Here is an 18095-nt window from a genome sequence, read left to right as displayed (position 1 = left end):
CGCTCTGGGTTTGTTTTAGGTCTGGGCAGTGGTGTGAGGGTGCGTTGCAGCCAGCAGCGTGCGCCCGATGAAATCCTTCGGCCCCGTGACCCCCGGCAAGGTGAAGAAGTACCCGCCGCCGACCGGCTTGAGGTATTCCTCCAGGGGCTCGCCGTTGAGCCGGGTTTGCACGCTGATAAAGCCTTTCTCCAGGTCAGCCTGGTAGCAGATGAACAACAGCCCCATGTCCAGCTGACCGTTTTTATTGACGCCGTTGGAGTAGTTGAACGGCCGGCGCAGGATCAGGTTGGCCTGAGTCTGCGGGGTGCGCGGGTTGGCCAGGCGGATGTGGGCATCGAGCTTGGTCACTTTGCCTTCCGGGTCCTTGCTGTAGTCGGGCACCTGGGTTTCTTTGTCACCGTCCATGGGCGCACCGGTCGGCTTGACGCGGCCGATGATGCTTTCCTGTTCTTGCAGCGGAGTACGGTCCCAGCGCTCGACGAAGTTGCGGATGATGCGCACGGCCTGGTAGCTGCCGTTGGCCGCCCACGCCGGTTCGTCGCTGCCCGGTTGTACCCACACAATCTGGTCCATGGCCTTGGCATCGTTGGAGTTCGGGTTGGCCGAACCGTCGCGGAAGCCTAGGAAGTTGCGCGCGCTCTGCGCAGGCTCGCCGGGTTTGCTCGGCGCCTGGGGCGGCACGCTGCCTTCCTGCTTCCAGCGCACCAGCAGCAAGTCCGGAAGATTCTTCACGATGTCGCGCAGGGCGTGGATATTGGTGTCTGGCGTGTTGGAGCTGAATTGCAGGCTCAGGTCGCCGTGGCACTGCGCCGGTTCCAGTGCATCGTTGGGAAAACCCACCATGCGGCTCAGGCGCTTGGGCTTGACTGCGCTGAGGCCGAAGCGCTCATCGAACAGGGATTCTCCGACGGACACGGTAATGGTCAGGTTGTCCGGCGTGACCACCGGGCCGAGGATGCCGGAGTCGGTCGGCGGCAGTTTCGGGTCGACTTGCGGCACGGTGCCGCCGGTCATCAGGAAGCTGATGCGTTCGTTCAGGGTGCGGAACAGGCGCTCCAGGTCTTCGCGGTCGCTCGCCAGCACATCGAACGCCACAAGCATGCCGCAGGCCGGGCGCGGCGTGACGATACCGCTTTGGTGCTTGCCAAAAAAATCGTGGTGGTCCTGGGTCTTGTCGCTGCGCGGTGCGGTGGTGACTTGCTCGGCGGCCATGGCCGGGCAAGTCAGGGTGCTGCCGGCAATCGCGGCGCCGGTGGCGGCCATGCCCAGCAGGACACGGCGACGCTGGAGGTCAAATTGTTTCGAATCACTCATGTGTGCGGTCGTCTTCACTGCAGGCCGGAGAGGCCAAGGGCGGGGTCGATTCCATCGAGTGCAGCGGCCAGAGCCTTGGCCTTGTCGGCGATCTGCTTGCGCTGATCGGCGTTTACGCTGTCGTAGCGGCGGTATTGGCCGTCGACTTTCAATTCGTTGAGTTGGCTGTCGAAGGCCGAGAGAGCGCTGTCGACTTTAGGCAGCAAGTCTGCGGCAGACTTGGTCAGCAAAGGGCGCATCAGGTCGACGACTTTGTGAGCGGCCTCCAGGTTGGCGGCGAAACCATTCAGGTCGACGTGGCTGTAGCGCTCCTCTTCACCGCTGATGGCACGTACATCGGCCAGGCTGTTGAGGTTGCGCACCACAATGCTGACCAGTTGCTCCGGCGGCAGCGACTGGGCGAGCAGTTGTTGCTTGAGGCTGGTGACGTCGGTCAGCAGGCGCTGGGCAATCGGCGTCAAGCCATCGAGACTGCGCTGCTGGAACAGGCTGTATTCCAGGCGATGGAAGCCGCTGAAGGCCGGGTCCTGCTCGCGTTTTTCAAAGTAGTCGGCGCGGGCGTTGATCGCGTTGTCCAGCTCGGCCAGGCGTTGCGACGCGGGGGCCAGTCGTTGGTAAGCCTCGCGCGCCGGAACGTAGAGCGCTTGAGCCTGGGCCAGTTCGCCGGCGTCGACGGCCTGTTGCAAGGCGGTGACGGCCTTGACCAATGCGCTGCCTTGACTGCTCAGGTACACACGAAATTCCGACAGCGGCCCGATAAACGCCACCATCGACGGCTTGGCCTTGGCTTGCGCATCGGACTCGGCGGTCGGCGTTACGTGCAAGGTGCCGCGCGGGTTGCTCAGCAGGCCGCAGGTGATCGCGTAGTCGCCGGGCAGCAGGTTGGCGTTGATCACCTGGCTCAGGCCGGGGGCGATGTTTTCGCGCTCTTCGACCACCAGCACGCCGTCGAGGATTTCCCATTCCACCGCACGGTCGGAGCGGTTGATGATGCGAAAGCTGGCGCGGCCGGCGGGCACGCTCAGTTCATTCGGTTCGCAGGCGTGGCCATGGATGGTCACGGCGATTTCATTGTGGTTGGTCTGGCGCTTGCTGGCCGCCAGTTGCGAGGCGTAATAGAACAGGCCTCCGGCGGCGATCATCACGACCACCGAACCCGCCACGGCCCAGCGCAGGGCGCGAGGTGGCGAGGACGGTTGAGGAGTAGGCTTGGACAAGAGGCGGTCCTTACTGGCTGGAAACGGAAGAGGGCGAGGCGGCGGGTTTGGACGGTGCGGTGGGCAGGAAGAACATCACCAGGGCTACCACCAGGTAAATCAGGTAGGCGCCGAGGGTGCTGATGGTGGGCGCTTCCTGATAGCCGAACATCCCGGCTAGCACCGAGCCCAACGGGCTGTCCATGGGCAGCGCGGCGCTGAAGTCGAACAGCACGGTTTGCAGGTGATTCCATACCCCCGCTTCGTGCAGGGCTTGCACCGAATTGGCCAGGATGCCGGCGGCCACCACGAGGATAAACAGGCCGGTCCAGCGGAAAAACGCGCCCAGGTTCAGGCGCATGCTGCCGGTGTAGATCAGGAAACCGACGATGATCGCCAGGATCAGGCCGAGCAGGGCGCCAATCGGCGCGCCTGGGCCTTCGCTCTGCTGGAACACCGCCAGCAGGAAGAACACCGTCTCCAGACCCTCGCGGGCCACGGCGAAAAACACCATGAGGATCAGCGCGGTGACCTGGTGCTTGGAACCGGCCAGCGCATGATCGAGGGATTCGTGCAGGGAATGCTTGATGGAACGCGCCACCTTGCGCATCCAGAACACCATGGAGCTGAGGATGCCCACGGCGACCAGGCCGACGATGCCTTCAAACAGTTCCTGCTGCTTCTGCGGGAACTCGGCGCTGACCAGTTCCAGGCCACCACCGACCAGCAGGGCCAGCGCAGCAGCGAGAAAGACGCCGATCCATACGGCGGGCATCCACTGGCCACGACCGGTCTGTTGCAGGTAGCTAGCGATGATGCCAACGATCAGTGCGGCTTCAATGCCTTCGCGCAGCATGATGAGGAAAGGAACGAGCATTCGGCACCGCGTGACAACTAGATAGGGTGCTAAGTTGTAACATAATGATACTCATTGCTAAACAACAATTCTTGACGTTTGCTGAACAGTGGCTGAACGGTGGTGGCAATGCGCATCCGCCCTTATGATGCCTGCCATTCTTTGGGCAGTTGGATACCCGGTCACCCATGTCGGAAAAAGACACCATCTCCATTCATCTTGTGCGTGAGGCCTTGCTGCAAAGCTGTGCGCCGGGGGCGACGAGCGCCGAAGTGCTGCACAAAGCCGGGATTGACCCGCAGTCGCTGGTCGAATCTGCCGCGCGGGTTTCGGCCACCACCTATGCACGGCTGTGGCGCCTCCTGGCACGGCGCACCGACGATGAGTTCTTCGGTATGGACCCGCGCAAACTCAGGTCCGGCAGCCTCGCGTTTCTCTGCCGTGCTGCAATCGCGCAGCCAACGCTTGCCACTGCCCTGGAGACCGGGCTGGGGTTCCTGTCACTGATGCTGGAGCGACTGCCCGCTGAATTGGTGCGTCAACAAAGCCTGGCGGAGATCGTGCTGATTGAGCCCGACACCGAACCCAATCGGGCCTTCACCTATTTTACCTATTGGATGATTGTGCACGGCGTGGCCTGTTGGCTGGCTGGGCGACGGATTCCAATCCTGGCGATTGAGCTGCGCTGCGCAAAGCCGGACTTCTGCGACGACTACCAGGTGATGTTCTCCGACAACCTGCGTTTCGACCGACCCCGCACGCGCATGATCTTCTCCGCCGACTGCCTGGACCTGCCGACCAAGCGCACCCCGGAAGAACTCAAGCGTTTCCTGGCCCACGCACCGGCCAATATCCTGGTCAAGTACCGCGACCCCGACAGCCTCGCCACCCGCATCAAGCACGACCTGCGCCTGCTCCCCCCCGATACTTGGCCGGAAACCGAAGGCCTGGCGGTCAGCCTGTGCATCTCGGCCTCAACCTTGCGCCGTCGCCTGGCAGAAGAAGGGCAGACCTATCAGGGGCTCAAGGACAGTGTGCGTAAGGAATTGGCGATTGTGTGGTTGGCGGAGCCGCAGATCAGCTTTGCCGAGATTGCGGCGCGGCTGGGGTTTGCTGATACGAGTTCGTTTTATAAGGCGTTTCGTAAGTGGGCGGGGTCGAATCCGGGGCATTACCGCAGTTTGATTTTGAATGACCTACCACGGCAGTGACGGCATCTGTGCAAATCTGACCCAAGGCCTGAGCGTTAACCGGTGAGCTGTAATATCTACATACAGCAGCCCAGATAGACTCGGAGAAATCCGCTGTGAGTGGAGAGAGCGGTTTGCAGAATGTAGGCTTCTACAGTCTGGAATACTTTTCATGGGCTTAATAAACGGTGATGCAGGCAGGGTTTCGTACAGTGGATCTAATCTCTACGCAGAAGAGCCGCGCACTGCGCAGGCAACCGTTCAGCCGGATCGATCAGCTAATTTGCCTAAGCTGCCCGCTCGGTTGGACGTAGCGATTAATGTGCAAAAAAGGGCTGATGACAATCTGGCCTGGTTTCTAGCCGATGTGCACAACGACATCGGACTGTGGCGGCAACCGTCGGCAAACACATCAGTTGGCAAGTGGCTGAGTCTGTACAACCAGTCGTGGGACTCGCCCGCAGTGCAGGCTTGGGTGAAGGCGCAAACGCTAGTACCTGGCTCGCTTCGTCTACAGGGATCCACGCTGACAGCACAAAAAATAGTGGATGGGAAACTCACCAACGTCACGTTTGCGCCCGCAGATGCGACCGGTTGGTGGCCGATAGGCCGCCAGGTCATTGCCAGTGCCGCCATACTTGACCCGCAAGCGGCAGGCTTAGTCGGCGGATCTCGGGCGCTTCTGCAGCCCGCGGACGTCATGGCGTTCTACGGCGGTGCAACTTGGCCCCTCAGCCATGGCGAGGCAAACAGTCTCTGGATCAATGGGTTCGCCGTAGCGGGCATCGCAGATGATCCCTTGCGTTCGCCCCTGGTTCGGGAGCTAGCATCGCGCGAGTTCATGGATGCAGAGCAAGAAGCCGCGCTGATAAAAACAGTGCTCAGTGCCATCAAGGGCAAACCCGACGATGAGAACATCGATCTGGGGGCGATTCTTCAGGACATTACGCCGGAGTCGTCATTTAACTTTGCCAATAAGTCAAAACCGCAACTATTGAAGAACCTGAGAGACCGTCCTCAAATGGTTTCTATTTTGCAAGAGCACCAATTGGACTCGGCGACCCAAGTTCGGCTGGTCGATGGAGAGTTGTTTGTAAAGAGCCGTGGCAAGGCAGGGCAATGGCATAACTTGACTAAGGAAGTTAGAGCCCATGCGCCTCTGGCGGCGCTTCTCGACGATGCTATCGAACAGGCGAAACATACGGGAAATATCATCAATTCAGGCGCAAAGGCTGACGCGATGCAGCTGTTGCGCTTTAGCGGGATGGATGAGCTTCCCGCCAAAGTTTCTGTTAAGGAACTGCGTAACTGGCTGAACTGGCGGCTTAATCCGCTGCCACCAGGGACTTCACTAGGCAATTATGCCCGGGACTTTCTTACCTACTCTCAATCACCTGGATACTTGAGCGCCGAGCAGCGTGCCAGGATCCGCCGTTCAGCTTCTGGTGAAAGCGAACAGCCAACGTTGAGGGTATTCGATTGTTCACCGCAACCATGGTCAGGGCAAACCCTGGAGCAAATACGTGAGCATGCCGATCAGTTCATTGTTCAGTCGTTGACTCAAGGGGCAGGGTTGAAGTGTTGTGAACCCATTCTAGAAGCGTTGAAAGACGACCCGTCATCCATTACCGCGGACGCATCCCCAAGCTATCGTCAACAAATGATCCTGACCCGTGATCTGCTCTGCATTGATCCGGAGTTGGGCATGAAACGTAATCATATCGCTGGCTACGACCTGTATTCATCATTGAATACAGGAAAAACACTGCTCGAGGTACGTGTTGAACTGGAGCAACACCTTTGCACAAGTAAAGGGCTCTCCATGGGACAGGCGGTACTCATCACGCATGCGTTGTTGGCGACTGTGGCTCCAGAGTTCCTGGTGAAGGGGGCGGAGGAGGAGCGGGTAGGAAGTTTATCGCTGGTGAGCCTACGAACTCAAACTGCACTGGTAGAGTTGACCTCTCAAGGCAGTTCGCGCGAAATGAATACCGCACAAGTCAGTTCACGCGCATTCTTGACGCCTTTCTCCAGTGACCATGAGCAATTGCAAGCGTTGGAGACGGCTGGTCCTGTTTACGACTGGGCCATTGCACAGGGGGTTGTCGCCACTGATGACGATTACTCGCTGCAGGCATTCACACAGGCGCTCACGTCCTACAACGAGCGCATTGAAGATTACAACGCCATGTGTCTTGACCTTGATAACGCTCGCTCAACGATTGGCACCCGCCTTGAATTCAGTAGGCAGGAGTTTGAGAGGATGTGCCCAGGTAATGACGACTTTTTTAAGAAACGCACGATTTACCACGAGCCAGACTCAGTACTGTACGAGGTCGGAAAAGGCCTTGTTATGACTAGCGATATCATCTTGGGCAACGCCGACAATATTTTCCATGATGATTATTTGTCGACGGCGGAGAAATTATATGAAGCCAGTTCCGTCTACGACTTATATTTGTCAGGGGTGTTGACGGCAGAAAATGTGAGCACTCGGAAGTTGAAGTTTTCCAGCGCCTTAGACAAAGTAAGATTTGAGTCCTTAAAGTCGCAGCTGTCAACGTTAAAGCCTATAGGCGAGGTGTTCTACGAGAAGTTTGATGCGGGGCTTGAACACTTTGAGAAATTCAAGTCTCTGTCAACCAGAATGATGATGAGCGAAATGCCTCTGGAAGACCGGTCACGGCTGGAATGGGGTGAGGTCATCATATTTGGTGTCTCAGAGAATCTAGGGCTCGAGGCCGGTGACGTTACCAAAGAGCGCGCTCAACAACAAATAGGGCCTATCATATTCGCCAAAGATGCATCGGGCTCTCAGTGTTATGAGTTTCTCCCGTCGACCAATAGTTACATTTTGCGCCCGGATTTGCTTCTCGGCATGAACTACCTGAGAAACGTTGATATCGAATTTCACAAAACCAGGCTGTCCATGCGCAAGCGACATCATCCGTCGTTGCCGGCGGATATTGATATCAAAGGGTATTTTCCCGCTACGACACGGCGTCCACCCGGACGTGTGCCGAACACTTACTCATCCATGAGGACAAATAAAATGATTCAGGTCTTCAAGAATAGTGAACTGTTCATCAATCGCCCATTGATGCGGGAGGACGCCAAGGGCACCACGCATAACGAGAGTATTCAGCAGCGTTTTGATGCCGCGGAATCATTTATCGTCAACACTATAATTCCCTTCAAAGGCAATTTTGAAGATATATTGTCAGGCGAGGCTAAGCGCGTAGCGTTGGGGATGTTAGGACTCGGGCTAGAAGTTTTTGGCACTCTGTTCGTCGTTGGCGGTGCTGTCAAAGCGGCCCTAAAAGGTGCTTCGATAACGTTCAAGCTTGCAACGTTTGGTAAAGCTCTTATATCAATGTTCAATCTTCCTGGTGCCGTTATGGACACTGGCAAGTCTGTGTTCCGTCTCTCGTCATTGGGTATCAGAAGGCTGGGAAAAGCCAATCTTGGAAGTTTGGGGAAAGGGATTGGCGACATTCGGAAATTGGTACTCGGTGGACACAAGCACAGCCCTAGCCAAATCAGGCGACTGCCCAAGCCCTGGACGACCGATGAGACAATAAACTTGGCGGGTAACACAGGTTTGATAAATACTGGGATTGGCACAACTAACTTTGCCCTGCAACCGCCACCCGGTCAGTCAGCGGGTAGTGTTAATCGCTTTCCTGTTTGACGATTAACCACTATAGCTTCGAGCAGGGATGCTCAACTCCCTTCAGTTTCGAACCCACGTACTGCACGCCATAACGCTAATCGATACCCTACCGGAAAGGGTTCATACATTGAAATAGCAGAAAAAAAGCCCCGCGTCCGAATAGGCCGCAGGGCTAAAAATTGGCTGGATGCGACCAACCAAAGGAGCTCTTTACATCACTTGGCGCTGGCGACCACCGTGTCCGGCTGCCAGCCACCACCCAATGCCTTGTAGATCGCGACGATGCCGCGATACAAATCCACTTCGGCCTGGGCCTGGGAGTCTTCGGCGGCCAGGCGCTCACGTTGCGCGTCGAGCAATACCAGGAAGTCCACAGTGCCTTCGCGGTAGCGGATCGCGGCCAGGTCGGCGGCGGCGCGACTGGATTCGCTTTGGCGGATCAGCGAAACCAAGCGTTGCTGGCGCTTGCCGTAGTCGCTGAAGGCGTTTTCGGACTCTTCCAGGGCCAACAACACTTGTTGCTCGTAGGTCGCCAGGGCGCCATCTGCCTCGGCATCGGCGCCGCGCAAACGGGCGCGCACGCTGCCCAGGTCGAAGGCTGCCCAGGTGATGCTTGGGCCCAGGGCCCAGGCATTCGCGGCGGACGAGCCGATCTGCGAACCACGCCCGGCGGTGAAGCCAAGGAAGCCGCTGAGGCTGACCCGTGGGAACAAGTCGGCCTTGGCCACGCCGATACGCGCGGTGGCAGCGGCCAGTTTGCGTTCAGCGCTGAGGATGTCCGGGCGACGTTGCAGCAGTTGCCCTGGATCACCGATCGGCAACGCCTTGGCAATCGCCGGCAGGTCTTTCGGGCCCAGGTCGACGGTCAGCTTGTCCGGACGCTGGCCGAGGAGGGTGGCGATGCGGTTGCGCTCGCGCACTTGTTCGGCCTGCAGTTGCGGCACGCTGGCTTCGACTGCCGCGAGGCGTGCGTCGGCACGCTCCACGTCGAGTTGGTCGCCCACACCGGCATCCCGCAGGCTGACCGTGATGGTGCGCGATTCCTGCTGGTTCTTCAGGTTGTCCAGGGCAATGCGTTCACGCAGTTGCGCGCCACGCAGTTGGCCGTAGGCATCCACCAGTTCGGCAATCATGGTGACTTGCAGCTGGTACAAGTCAGCCTCGGCGGCTTGCTGGTCGGCGTCGGTGGCTTCCAGGTTGCGCTGGATGCGACCGAACAGGTCCAGTTCCCAGGCCATGTCCAGGCCGAGGTCGTAACGCTCGGTCTTGACGCGGCTAGTGGTCTGGCCCGGAATTTGGCCTTTACCCTGGTCACTGCTGACCCGGCTGGTGATGGTCGGCATGGCGTCATTGCTGGCGTCATCGCGGATCGCACGGGCCGCCCGCAGGCGGGCAAAGGCGACGCGCAAGTCACGGTTGCCCTGCAGCGATTGGGTCACCAACTGGTTGAGGGTCGGGTCTTCGAACTGCTGCCACCAGATGCCTTCGAACTTGGCGTGGTCATACTTTTTGGCATCGGCAGCGGCCGTGATGTTGGCCGCCTCCGGGGTCTGGGCTTTGTAGTCCGGGCCTACGGCACAGGCGCTCAGCGCCAGTACCAGCAAGCTCGGCAGGAATACTTTCACACTCATTGCTGTGTCTCCAGCTTCAAGGCCTTGGCCGTTTTGCGTGCCTCTTGGCGCTCCACATAGCGACGGATCAGTACGTAGAACACTGGCGTCAGCAAGAGACCGAAGAAGGTCACACCGATCATCCCGGAGAACACCGCCACACCCATGGCATGACGCATCTCGGCACCGGCACCGCTGGACAACACCAGGGGCACCACACCCATGATGAAGGCGAACGAGGTCATCAGGATCGGCCGCAGACGCAGACGGCAGGCTTCCAGTACCGCAGCGAGCGGGTCGAGGCCTTCTGCCTGTTTGTCCTTGGCGAACTCGACGATCAGAATCGCGTTCTTACACGCCAGGCCCACCAGTACGATCAAGCCGATCTGGGTGAAGATGTTGTTGTCGCCACCCGAGATGATCACCCCGGTAATCGCCGACAGCAGCGTCATCGGTACGATCAGGATCACCGCCAATGGCAGGCTCCAGCTTTCGTATTGAGCCGCCAGTACCAGGAACGCCAGCAGTACGCAGAGCGGGAACACGAACAGCGCGGTGTTGCCCGAGAGGATTTGCTGATAGGTCAGGTCGGTCCACTCGTAGGTCATGCCGTTGGGCAGTTCTTCTTTCAGCAGTTTCTCGATCGCCGCTTCTGCCTGGCCCGAGCTGTAGCCCGGTGCAGCGTTGCCGTTGATTTCTGCGGTGATGAAGCCGTTGTAGTGCATCACGCGGTCCGGCCCGGAGGTGTCGCTGACCTTGATGAAGGTCGCCAGCGGGATCATCTCGCCTTTGTTGTTGCGCACTTTCAACTGGCCGATCTGGTCTTCGTCCAGGCGGAACTGCTGCTCAGCCTGCACGTTGACCTGGTAGGTCCGGCCGAAGCGGTTGAAGTCGTTGGCATACAACGAGCCCAGGTAGATCTGCAGGGTGTCGAAGATGTCGCTGATCGCCACGCCGTGGGTCTTGGCCTTTTCACGGTCGATGGCAGCATCGACCTGGGGCACGTTGACCGTGTAGCTGGTGAACAGGCCGAACAGTTCCGGCGTGGTGCGGCTCTTGGTGATGATGTTCTGCACTTCTTTGTACAGCTCGTCGTAACCCAGGTTGCCACGGTCTTCGATCTGCAGGCGGAAACCACCAATCGTACCCAGGCCCTGTACCGGCGGCGGTGGGAAGATCGCCATGTAGGCTTCCTGGATGCTGCTGTACTTGCCGTTCAGTGCACCGGCAATCGCACCGGCAGACATGCTCGGGTCTTTACGTTCGTCGAACGGCTTCAAGGTCACGAACACGATGCCGCTGTTCGGGCTGTTGGTGAAACCGTTGATCGACAGGCCCGGGAAGGCTACGGCGCTCTCTACGCCGGGTTGTTTCAGCGCGATGTCGGACATGCGCTTGATCACGTCTTCGGTGCGGTCCAGGCTCGCGGCGTCCGGCAATTGGGCGAAGGCCACCAGGTATTGCTTATCCTGGGCCGGTACGAAACCGGTCGGGGTGTGGGCAAAGCCCAGCCAGGTCAGGACCATCAACCCGGCGTACAGGAACAGCGCGATACCACTGCCACGGATCACGCGGCGTACGGTGCCGACATAGCCATGGCTGGCCTTTTCGAAGAAGCGGTTGAACGGTTTGAACAACCAGCCGCCCAGCAACTTGTCGAGGAACTTGGAGAAACCATCCTTCGGCGCGTTGTGGCTCTTGAGCAATACCGCCGCCAGGGCAGGGGACAGGGTCAGTGAGTTGAAGGCCGAGATCACCGTCGAGATCGCAATGGTCAAGGCGAACTGCTTATAGAACTGCCCGGTCAAGCCGCTGATGAACGCCGCTGGCACGAATACCGCACACAGTACCAAGGCGGTGGCGATGATCGGGCCGGTCACTTCGCTCATGGCTTTTTCAGTGGCCGGGAACGGTTCCAATCCCAGCTCGATGTTCCGCTCGACGTTCTCCACCACCACGATGGCGTCGTCCACCACGATACCGATCGCCAGTACCAGGCCGAACAAGGACAGCGCATTGAGCGAGAAGCCAAACAGGTGCATTACCGCAAACGTACCGATCAAGGATACCGGCACTGCCACCAACGGAATGATCGAGGCGCGCCAGGTTTGCAGGAACAGGATCACCACCAACACCACCAGGATCAGCGCTTCGAACAGGGTGTGAACCACCGCTTCGATGGAGCCGCGCACGAAGATGGTCGGGTCATAGACGATGCTGTAGTCCATCCCTTGCGGGAAGTCCTTTTTCAGCTCTTCCATCTTGTCGCGTACTTCGTTGGAGATCTGAATCGCGTTGGAGCCTGGACGCTGGAAGATCGGGATCGCCACGGCTGGCTGATTGTTGAGCAGCGAACGCAGGGCGTACTGGTTGGAGCCCAGTTCCACGCGTGCAATGTCTCTCAGGCGGGTGATTTCACCGTTTTCGCCGGAGCGGATGATGATGTTCTCGAACTCTTCCTCGGTCACCAGTCGACCTTGGGTGTTCACCGACAACTGGAACGCGGTGGCGCTCGGTGCAGGTTGTGCACCCAGCGCACCGGCAGCGACTTGACGGTTCTGCTCACGGATTGCCGTCACCACGTCAGTGGCCGTCAGGTTGCGCGAAGCAGTCTTGTTCGGGTCCAGCCATACACGCAGCGAGTAGTCGCCCATCCCGAACAGTTGCACGTCACCCACACCGCCCAGACGCGCCAGCTCATCTTTCACGTTGAGCAAGGCGTAGTTGGACAGGTAGAGCATGTCGTAGCGCTGATCCGGGGAGGTCAAGTGCACCACCATGGTCAGGTCGGGGGAGGCCTTGTCCACGGTGATACCGATGCGCGTCACTTCCTCAGGCAGTTTCGGCTGAGTCCGGGTCACGCGGTTTTGCACTTGCACCTGCGCGTTGTCCAGGTCGGTGCCCAGGGCGAAGGTGATAGTCAGGGTCAGCTTGCCGTCGGCGGTCGACTGCGAGGACATGTACAGCATGTTCTCGACGCCGGTGATCGCCTGCTCCAGCGGCGCGGCCACAGTTTCACCGATGACTTTAGGGTTGGCGCCCGGGAAGTTGGCACGTACCACCACGGTCGGCGGCACCACTTCCGGGTATTCGCTGATCGGCAGTTGGAACAGCGAGATCGCACCGGCGATCAGGATCAGCAGCGAAAGCACCGCTGCGAAGATCGGCCGCGAAATGAAGAACTTGGAAAAATTCATGTTGAGTCGTATCCCTTAACCGCGTGGAGTCGCAGCGCTGGCAAGTTTCGGCGCGGCTTTATCCGGCGTTACTTGTTCCAGGTTGCTGGCTTCAAGCGCTTGTCGTTGTTGGGCCAAGGCGGCGAGGGTTTCCTTGCTGGCCATCGGAATGGTTTCCGGGGCGACCGGCGATCCTGGGCGCACGCGTTGCAGGCCCTTGACGATGATGGTGTCTTCTTTATTGAGGCCGCTGCGCACGATGCGCAAACCTTCGATTTTCGGCCCCAGTTCTACCGAGCGATACGCCGGCTTGTCGCCTTCCATCACCAGTACGAACTTCTTGCCGAGGTCGGTGCCGACGGCTTCGTCGTTGATCAGCACGGCGGAGTAGGTGCCGCTGCCGACCAGCTTGAGGCGGGCGTACAGGCCAGGGGTGTATTCGCCCTTGCTGTTGTCGAACACGGCACGACCGCGGATGGTGCCAGTGGCCGGGTTGACCTGGTTGTCGACGAAGTTCATCTGGCCCAGGTGCGGGTTGCCGGTTTCGTTGGACAGGCCCAGGTAAACCGGAGTGGTCGCACCGCGACGGCCTTGGCGAGCCAGTTCGGTGTACTTGAGGAACACACGCTCATCGGCGTCGAAGTAGGCGTAGACCTTGTCAGTGGAGACCACACTGGTCAGCGCGGTGACATCAGCGGTCACCAGGTTGCCGGCGGTGATTTCGGCACGGCTGACACGGCCGCTGATCGGCGACGTCACGCGGGTGAAGCTCAGGTTCAGCTTGGCCAGGTCCAACTGCGCCTGAATCCCGGCGACAGCGGCGCGAGCTTCCTGGGCGGCGGTGGTGCGCGAGTCGGCCAGTTCGGCGGAAATCGCATTGCTCTGGCGCAGGCGTTCGCCGCGTTGAGCTTCGTTATCGCTGCGGGTGGCCGCGGCACGGGTTTGTTGCAACTGGGCCTCAAGGCGGCGCACTTCCGCCTGGAACGGACGCGGGTCGATCTGGAACAGCAGGTCGCCTTTCTTGACCAAAGCGCCTTCGATGAACGCGACCTGGTCAATCTGGCCGGACACGCGCGGACGGATCTGCACGGTTTCCGGCGCTTCCAGACGACCGGTGAACTCATCCCACTCGTTGACCGGTTGCTCCAGCACCTTGGCCACGCTGACTTTGGCAGCTGGCATGGCGGCCGCTTGGTCCGGGGTCTTGCCGCACGCGCTCATCACCACCACGGCCAAAATCGCCAGGGGGAAGCGCAAATGTTTGAGTGACTGTTCCATGAGGTGCATCCGCCAATGTATTTGAGATGGGCGGATCATGCGCGGCGATGTGCTATGTCACGAATCGAATGAAGCAAAGGTAACTATCATTCGGAATGATATAAGCGCGAGATTAGCCCTCTAGCATGGGGGTTTCGTTAGGGGGCTATCAATGGGCTTGATGGCAAAAGACTTTTGCATGGCTCGTAAAGACGTCGGCTTGTGAAGGATGCCGGCTGCTGGGTTTGGGTGCATAACATTTGACGTCAAATTTTCAGCTCACTAATATTCCTCGGCCAGGTGTCATTGTGCCATCTATCAGGAATAGACCTCCCACTTATGAAGCTCTATCACTTTACTGCCGTGCCTTTGGCAGAAAGCATCATTTCGGACGCCCTGCGTTTTGGGCATGTGCCCATCCCCGAGGAGGCGCCACTCACTGGGTACACTTGGTTGACAACCAGTACTTACCCTGAAGGTACTGGCGTTCCCCAAGAGACAGTAGAACTCACAGAGCAACAGCTTGCGTACGTGGAATCTATCGAGGGACGAAAGCCAAAGAACAACCTTTCCCAAGATAAATCCAGAGTCAGGATCATGATTGATTCCGACGATTTGGAGAATTATGACCGGGCAAAAAAGGTGGGTTTGGTCAGCTTCTTAGAGTTGTATCGATGGCTCGGTATACCCGCTTTATTCGGTAAGTACGTCGGCTTGAGCGCCAACATGGATGTCACTGAGTTGACAGATGAGGCGTTGCAGCACGAGCTGAGCCTGACGGGTAATACTGAAGAACATTGCTGGTACCTGCATCGAGGGCCCATTCCTGCGAAGTTGATCCGGGAGGTCAGCTACCTGACACAGGACGGCTATGTTCCCTACGATTTTGAAGCGCACGGCCGCGCCGATATGCAAGCGGCAGGTTTCGGCTGTGCCAGCGCGCAAATCAATGCGCTGCTTGCGGGTGTGCTCACCGCATCGAACAGGTTCGAGGCTCCTAAGGCGATGGTTATCTGTGAGAACCCGAATGCACCTATCTATCTGACGGTGCGGGGCGCAGGCACGACCCACTCGTTTAATATGGAAACAGGTGAGCCCGTCACGGCGGTAGATGCGAATTATCCTCTGGTTAGCGTTCAGCAGTTCGTTCGCGCTCATCGTGACGAGTGGCAGGCTTGCCGGAACGCGGCCATCGCAGGTTATTACAGGTTTTTTCCGGAACAACCGAAGACTTGAACCGAGAGGTTGGTTGATCCTCTGGTGAAATCCTGTAATGCCCATGTTCTGTGGGGGGGCGTGATTCACAGGTCTCACGCTGCAGTTGCCGTGACTTGCCGTCCAGGAATCGCCGCAATCAACTCCCGCGTGTAATCACTCGCCGGCCGATTGAATATCCGCTCCACCGAGCCCTGTTCAATCACCCGGCCATTGCGCAGCACCAACACCTCATGGGCAAAGTTGGCCACCACCGACAGGTCATGGGACACCAGCACATACGCAATGCCCATCTCCCGTTGCAACTCTTCCAACAAATCAAGAATGTGTGCCTGCACCGATACATCGAGCGCACTCACCGGCTCGTCCAGCAGCAACAGGTGCGGCTTCAACGCCAGGGCCCGGGCGATGGCGACGCGTTGGCATTGGCCGCCGGACAATTCGCGTGGCAGGCGGTCCAGGAAGCTGACTGGCAGGTGTACGCGGGAAATCAGCTCGCGCGCAGCCTGTTCCAGCGCAGGTCCCTTGAGCAGCCCGAACGACACCAACGGCTCGACGATGCTATCGAACACCGTGAAACGCGGGTCCAGCGCGGCAAATGGGTTTTGTTGCACCAGTTGCAGGCGCTGGCGCAGCGGGCGGAAGTCGCGCCAGCTCAGGTGCGTGACGTCCTGCTGTTCAAACCAGACCTGGCCCGTGCTCGGTTTTTCCAGGCCCAAGGCGATGCGCAACGCGGTGCTCTTGCCCGAGCCGGACTCGCCGACGATGGCCAGAGTCTGACCGGGGTAGACCTCCAGGCTCAGGTTTTCCAGGGCCACGAATGTGTTGTCTTCACCCTTGACCTTGGGCAAGGCGAACGTCTTGCCGACGTTTTCAAGGCTCAGGATGGGCTCTATCATCGGGTCGATATGAATCAGCGGTTCCCGCCGCTTGGCGAAAGCAGGGGCGGCGGCAATCAGCGCGCGAGTGTAGTCGTGTTGCGGCGCATCGAGAATCTGCCGTGGCGGTCCCTGTTCGACCAGTTCGCCTTGTTGCATTACCAAGATCCGGTCGGCGCGGTCTGTGGCAACACCCAGGTCGTGGGTGATGATCAACAGCGAAATCCCACGCTCGCTGACCAGGCGTTGCAGGTGGTCGAGGATCTTGCGCTGCACGGTGACGTCGAGGGCGCTGGTGGGCTCGTCGGCGATGATCAGGCGTGGGTTGCCGGCCAGGGCAATGGCGATCAGCACGCGTTGGCGCATGCCGCCGGACAGTTCATGGGGATACTGGCGTGCGCGCAGCACGGGCTTGTCGATACCCACCTGTTGCAGCAGCTCGACAATGTCTGCATCGACAGCGGGGTAGCGTTTGCCTTTGGCCAGCACCAGCGCCTCGGCGATTTGCTGGCCCACGCGCAATGTGGGGTTGAGGCTGACCATCGGATCCTGGGGCACCAGGCCGATGGTGCGGCCGCGCAAGGCACGCTTTTGGCGTTCACTGGCGTGGGTCAGGTCCTGGCCGTCTACCCACAGTTGGCCGGCGGTGATCTGCGCACTGTCCGGCAATAGCCCCAGGATGGTGTTGGCCAGGGTCGATTTGCCGGAGCCGGACTCGCCGACAATCGCCACGGTCTCGCCCTGGGCGATGCGCAAGGACAGGCGATTGACCGCCGTGTTGCCGTGCCGATAGCGGACACTGAGTTGGCGAATATCCACTAAAGCATTCATCGCTGGGTTTCCTCGAAGGTGCGGGCGATATGGTTGAGACTGAACACCACGGCCACCAGGAACAGGCCTGGTAGCAGGGACACCCACGGGGCGGTGATCAGGAAGTGTCGGCCATTGGCAATCAGCGTGCCCCACTCGGCGGCAGGGGGCACCGCGCCAAAACCGAGGAAGCTCAGCCCCGCGGTCGCCAGGATCGCAGCGCCAAAGTCGAGCGTCGCCAACACTGCCACCGGGCCCCAGGCATTGGGCAGGATGTGGCGCAGCAACGTACGCCCCCAACTTGCACCGCCCAGGCGCGCGGCTTCCACATAGGGCAACGTCTTGACCCGCAACACCTCGGCGCGGGTGGTGCGGGCGAACCCCGGAATGATCCCGACGCCCACCGCGATGGCCACCGGTACGGTGCCGAAGCCGATCGCCGTGACAATCGCCAGGGCCAGCAACACGCCGGGCAAGGCCAGCAGGACATCAACGAAGCGCATGATCACCGAGTCGATACGCCCGCCGGCAAAGCCCGACAGAATGCCCAGCCCCAAGCCGCCGAGCAGGGCGATGCCGACGGCCAGCGAAGCGGCCAGCATCGACAGGCTCGAACCGTAGACCACCCGGGTAAACAGGTCGCGGCCCAGTTCATCGGTGCCAAACCAGTGGGTGAGGCCTGGCGCGCGCAGCTTGTCGACGGGCGAGGTGGCGTAAGGGTCAAAGCTTGTCAGTAGGTGTGGCGCCACGGCTGAGACCAGTGCGAACAGCACCAGCACCAGCGCCAGGCTGAAACCAGGCCGTCGCAGCAAGGGCAACAACACCGTTGTCGCGCGTTGCCATCGGCTGCGGCGACGCCACAGCGGTTGGCTGGCCGGAATGGCTGTGCCGCGCAGGTTCTGCTCAAGGATGGTCATGGT

At 59.5% G+C, this 18095-nt stretch carries 11 protein-coding genes; 3 read left to right on the top strand and 8 right to left on the bottom strand.

The features are described from left to right. Positions 1-15: 15 nt before the first annotated feature. From efeB to efeU, 3 genes are read right to left on the bottom strand one after another with little or no spacing between them, the layout of a single operon-like run. Positions 16-1314 (bottom strand): iron uptake transporter deferrochelatase/peroxidase subunit, encoded by a 1299-nt coding sequence (efeB, locus tag HX868_RS18775; protein ID WP_177003939.1) that lies wholly within the window; start codon positions 1312-1314, stop codon positions 16-18. A 14-nt stretch (positions 1315-1328) separates the two neighbouring features. Beyond that, a complete protein-coding gene (gene efeO / locus HX868_RS18770; RefSeq protein WP_177003938.1) occupies positions 1329-2531 on the bottom strand; it encodes an iron uptake system protein EfeO in 1203 nt (400 codons plus the stop codon). 10 nt (positions 2532-2541) lie between these two features. Continuing rightward, positions 2542-3387 carry an iron uptake transporter permease EfeU gene (gene efeU, locus HX868_RS18765; protein ID WP_177003937.1) on the bottom strand — a complete coding sequence of 282 codons (846 nt, stop codon included), beginning with the start codon at positions 3385-3387 and terminating at the stop codon, positions 2542-2544. Positions 3388-3554: 167 nt separating this feature from the next. Between efeU and HX868_RS18760 the strand changes: the two genes are divergently transcribed. Continuing rightward, positions 3555-4577: an AraC family transcriptional regulator gene (locus HX868_RS18760; RefSeq protein WP_177003936.1), complete on the top strand. Its 1023-nt coding sequence runs from the start codon at positions 3555-3557 to the stop codon at positions 4575-4577. Positions 4578-4728: 151 nt separating this feature from the next. Then, positions 4729-8247 (top strand): hypothetical protein, encoded by a 3519-nt coding sequence (locus HX868_RS18755; RefSeq protein ID WP_177003935.1) that lies wholly within the window; start codon positions 4729-4731, stop codon positions 8245-8247. Positions 8248-8444: 197 nt separating this feature from the next. Here the strand turns inward: HX868_RS18755 and HX868_RS18750 are convergent, their stop codons facing one another. The 3 genes from HX868_RS18750 to mexE are packed head-to-tail and all read right to left on the bottom strand — an operon-like array spanning position 8445 to position 14293. Continuing rightward, on the bottom strand, positions 8445-9860 hold the full coding sequence (locus HX868_RS18750; protein ID WP_095016145.1) for an efflux transporter outer membrane subunit: 1416 nt from the start codon (positions 9858-9860) through the stop codon (positions 8445-8447). Continuing rightward, a complete protein-coding gene (locus HX868_RS18745; RefSeq protein ID WP_177003934.1) occupies positions 9857-13036 on the bottom strand; it encodes an efflux RND transporter permease subunit in 3180 nt (1059 codons plus the stop codon). The genes HX868_RS18750 and HX868_RS18745 overlap by 4 nt, the downstream gene beginning before the upstream one ends. Positions 13037-13051: 15 nt before the next feature. Further along, positions 13052-14293, bottom strand: a complete 1242-nt coding sequence (mexE, locus tag HX868_RS18740; protein WP_177003933.1) for a multidrug efflux RND transporter periplasmic adaptor subunit MexE — start codon at positions 14291-14293, stop codon at positions 13052-13054. A gap of 318 nt (positions 14294-14611) precedes the next feature. Here mexE and HX868_RS18735 point away from each other — a divergent pair, with 318 nt between their 5' ends. Then, positions 14612-15508, top strand: a complete 897-nt coding sequence (locus HX868_RS18735; RefSeq protein ID WP_177003932.1) for a hypothetical protein — start codon at positions 14612-14614, stop codon at positions 15506-15508. Positions 15509-15582: 74 nt separating this feature from the next. Here HX868_RS18735 and HX868_RS18730 read toward each other — a convergent pair whose 3' ends face one another. After that, positions 15583-17196 carry a dipeptide ABC transporter ATP-binding protein gene (locus HX868_RS18730; protein WP_177003931.1) on the bottom strand — a complete coding sequence of 538 codons (1614 nt, stop codon included), beginning with the start codon at positions 17194-17196 and terminating at the stop codon, positions 15583-15585. Then, the gene (locus HX868_RS18725) at positions 17193-18092 is read right to left on the bottom strand and encodes an ABC transporter permease (protein ID WP_177003930.1); all 900 of its coding nucleotides are present in this window, start codon (positions 18090-18092) and stop codon (positions 17193-17195) included. The genes HX868_RS18730 and HX868_RS18725 overlap by 4 nt, the downstream gene beginning before the upstream one ends. Positions 18093-18095: the final 3 nt, after the last annotated feature.

Origin of the sequence: Pseudomonas reactans, assembly GCF_013385825.1 — a bacterium.
GTDB lineage: Bacteria > Pseudomonadota > Gammaproteobacteria > Pseudomonadales > Pseudomonadaceae > Aquipseudomonas > Aquipseudomonas reactans.
Note: the sequence above shows the minus strand (reverse complement) of the source record. Positions and strands in the feature narration are given on the sequence as shown.

Coding starts and splice junctions, on each gene's coding strand:
- efeB (WP_177003939.1), bottom strand. CDS start 1,314: ATGAGTGATTCGAAACAATTTGACCTCCAGCGTCGCCGTGTCCTGCTG.
- efeU (WP_177003937.1), bottom strand. CDS start 3,387: ATGCTCGTTCCTTTCCTCATCATGCTGCGCGAAGGCATTGAAGCCGCA.
- HX868_RS18760 (WP_177003936.1), top strand. CDS start 3,555: ATGTCGGAAAAAGACACCATCTCCATTCATCTTGTGCGTGAGGCCTTG.
- HX868_RS18755 (WP_177003935.1), top strand. CDS start 4,729: ATGGGCTTAATAAACGGTGATGCAGGCAGGGTTTCGTACAGTGGATCT.
- HX868_RS18750 (WP_095016145.1), bottom strand. CDS start 9,860: ATGAGTGTGAAAGTATTCCTGCCGAGCTTGCTGGTACTGGCGCTGAGC.
- HX868_RS18745 (WP_177003934.1), bottom strand. CDS start 13,036: ATGAATTTTTCCAAGTTCTTCATTTCGCGGCCGATCTTCGCAGCGGTG.
- mexE (WP_177003933.1), bottom strand. CDS start 14,293: ATGGAACAGTCACTCAAACATTTGCGCTTCCCCCTGGCGATTTTGGCC.
- HX868_RS18735 (WP_177003932.1), top strand. CDS start 14,612: ATGAAGCTCTATCACTTTACTGCCGTGCCTTTGGCAGAAAGCATCATT.
- HX868_RS18730 (WP_177003931.1), bottom strand. CDS start 17,196: ATGAATGCTTTAGTGGATATTCGCCAACTCAGTGTCCGCTATCGGCAC.
- HX868_RS18725 (WP_177003930.1), bottom strand. CDS start 18,092: ATGACCATCCTTGAGCAGAACCTGCGCGGCACAGCCATTCCGGCCAGC.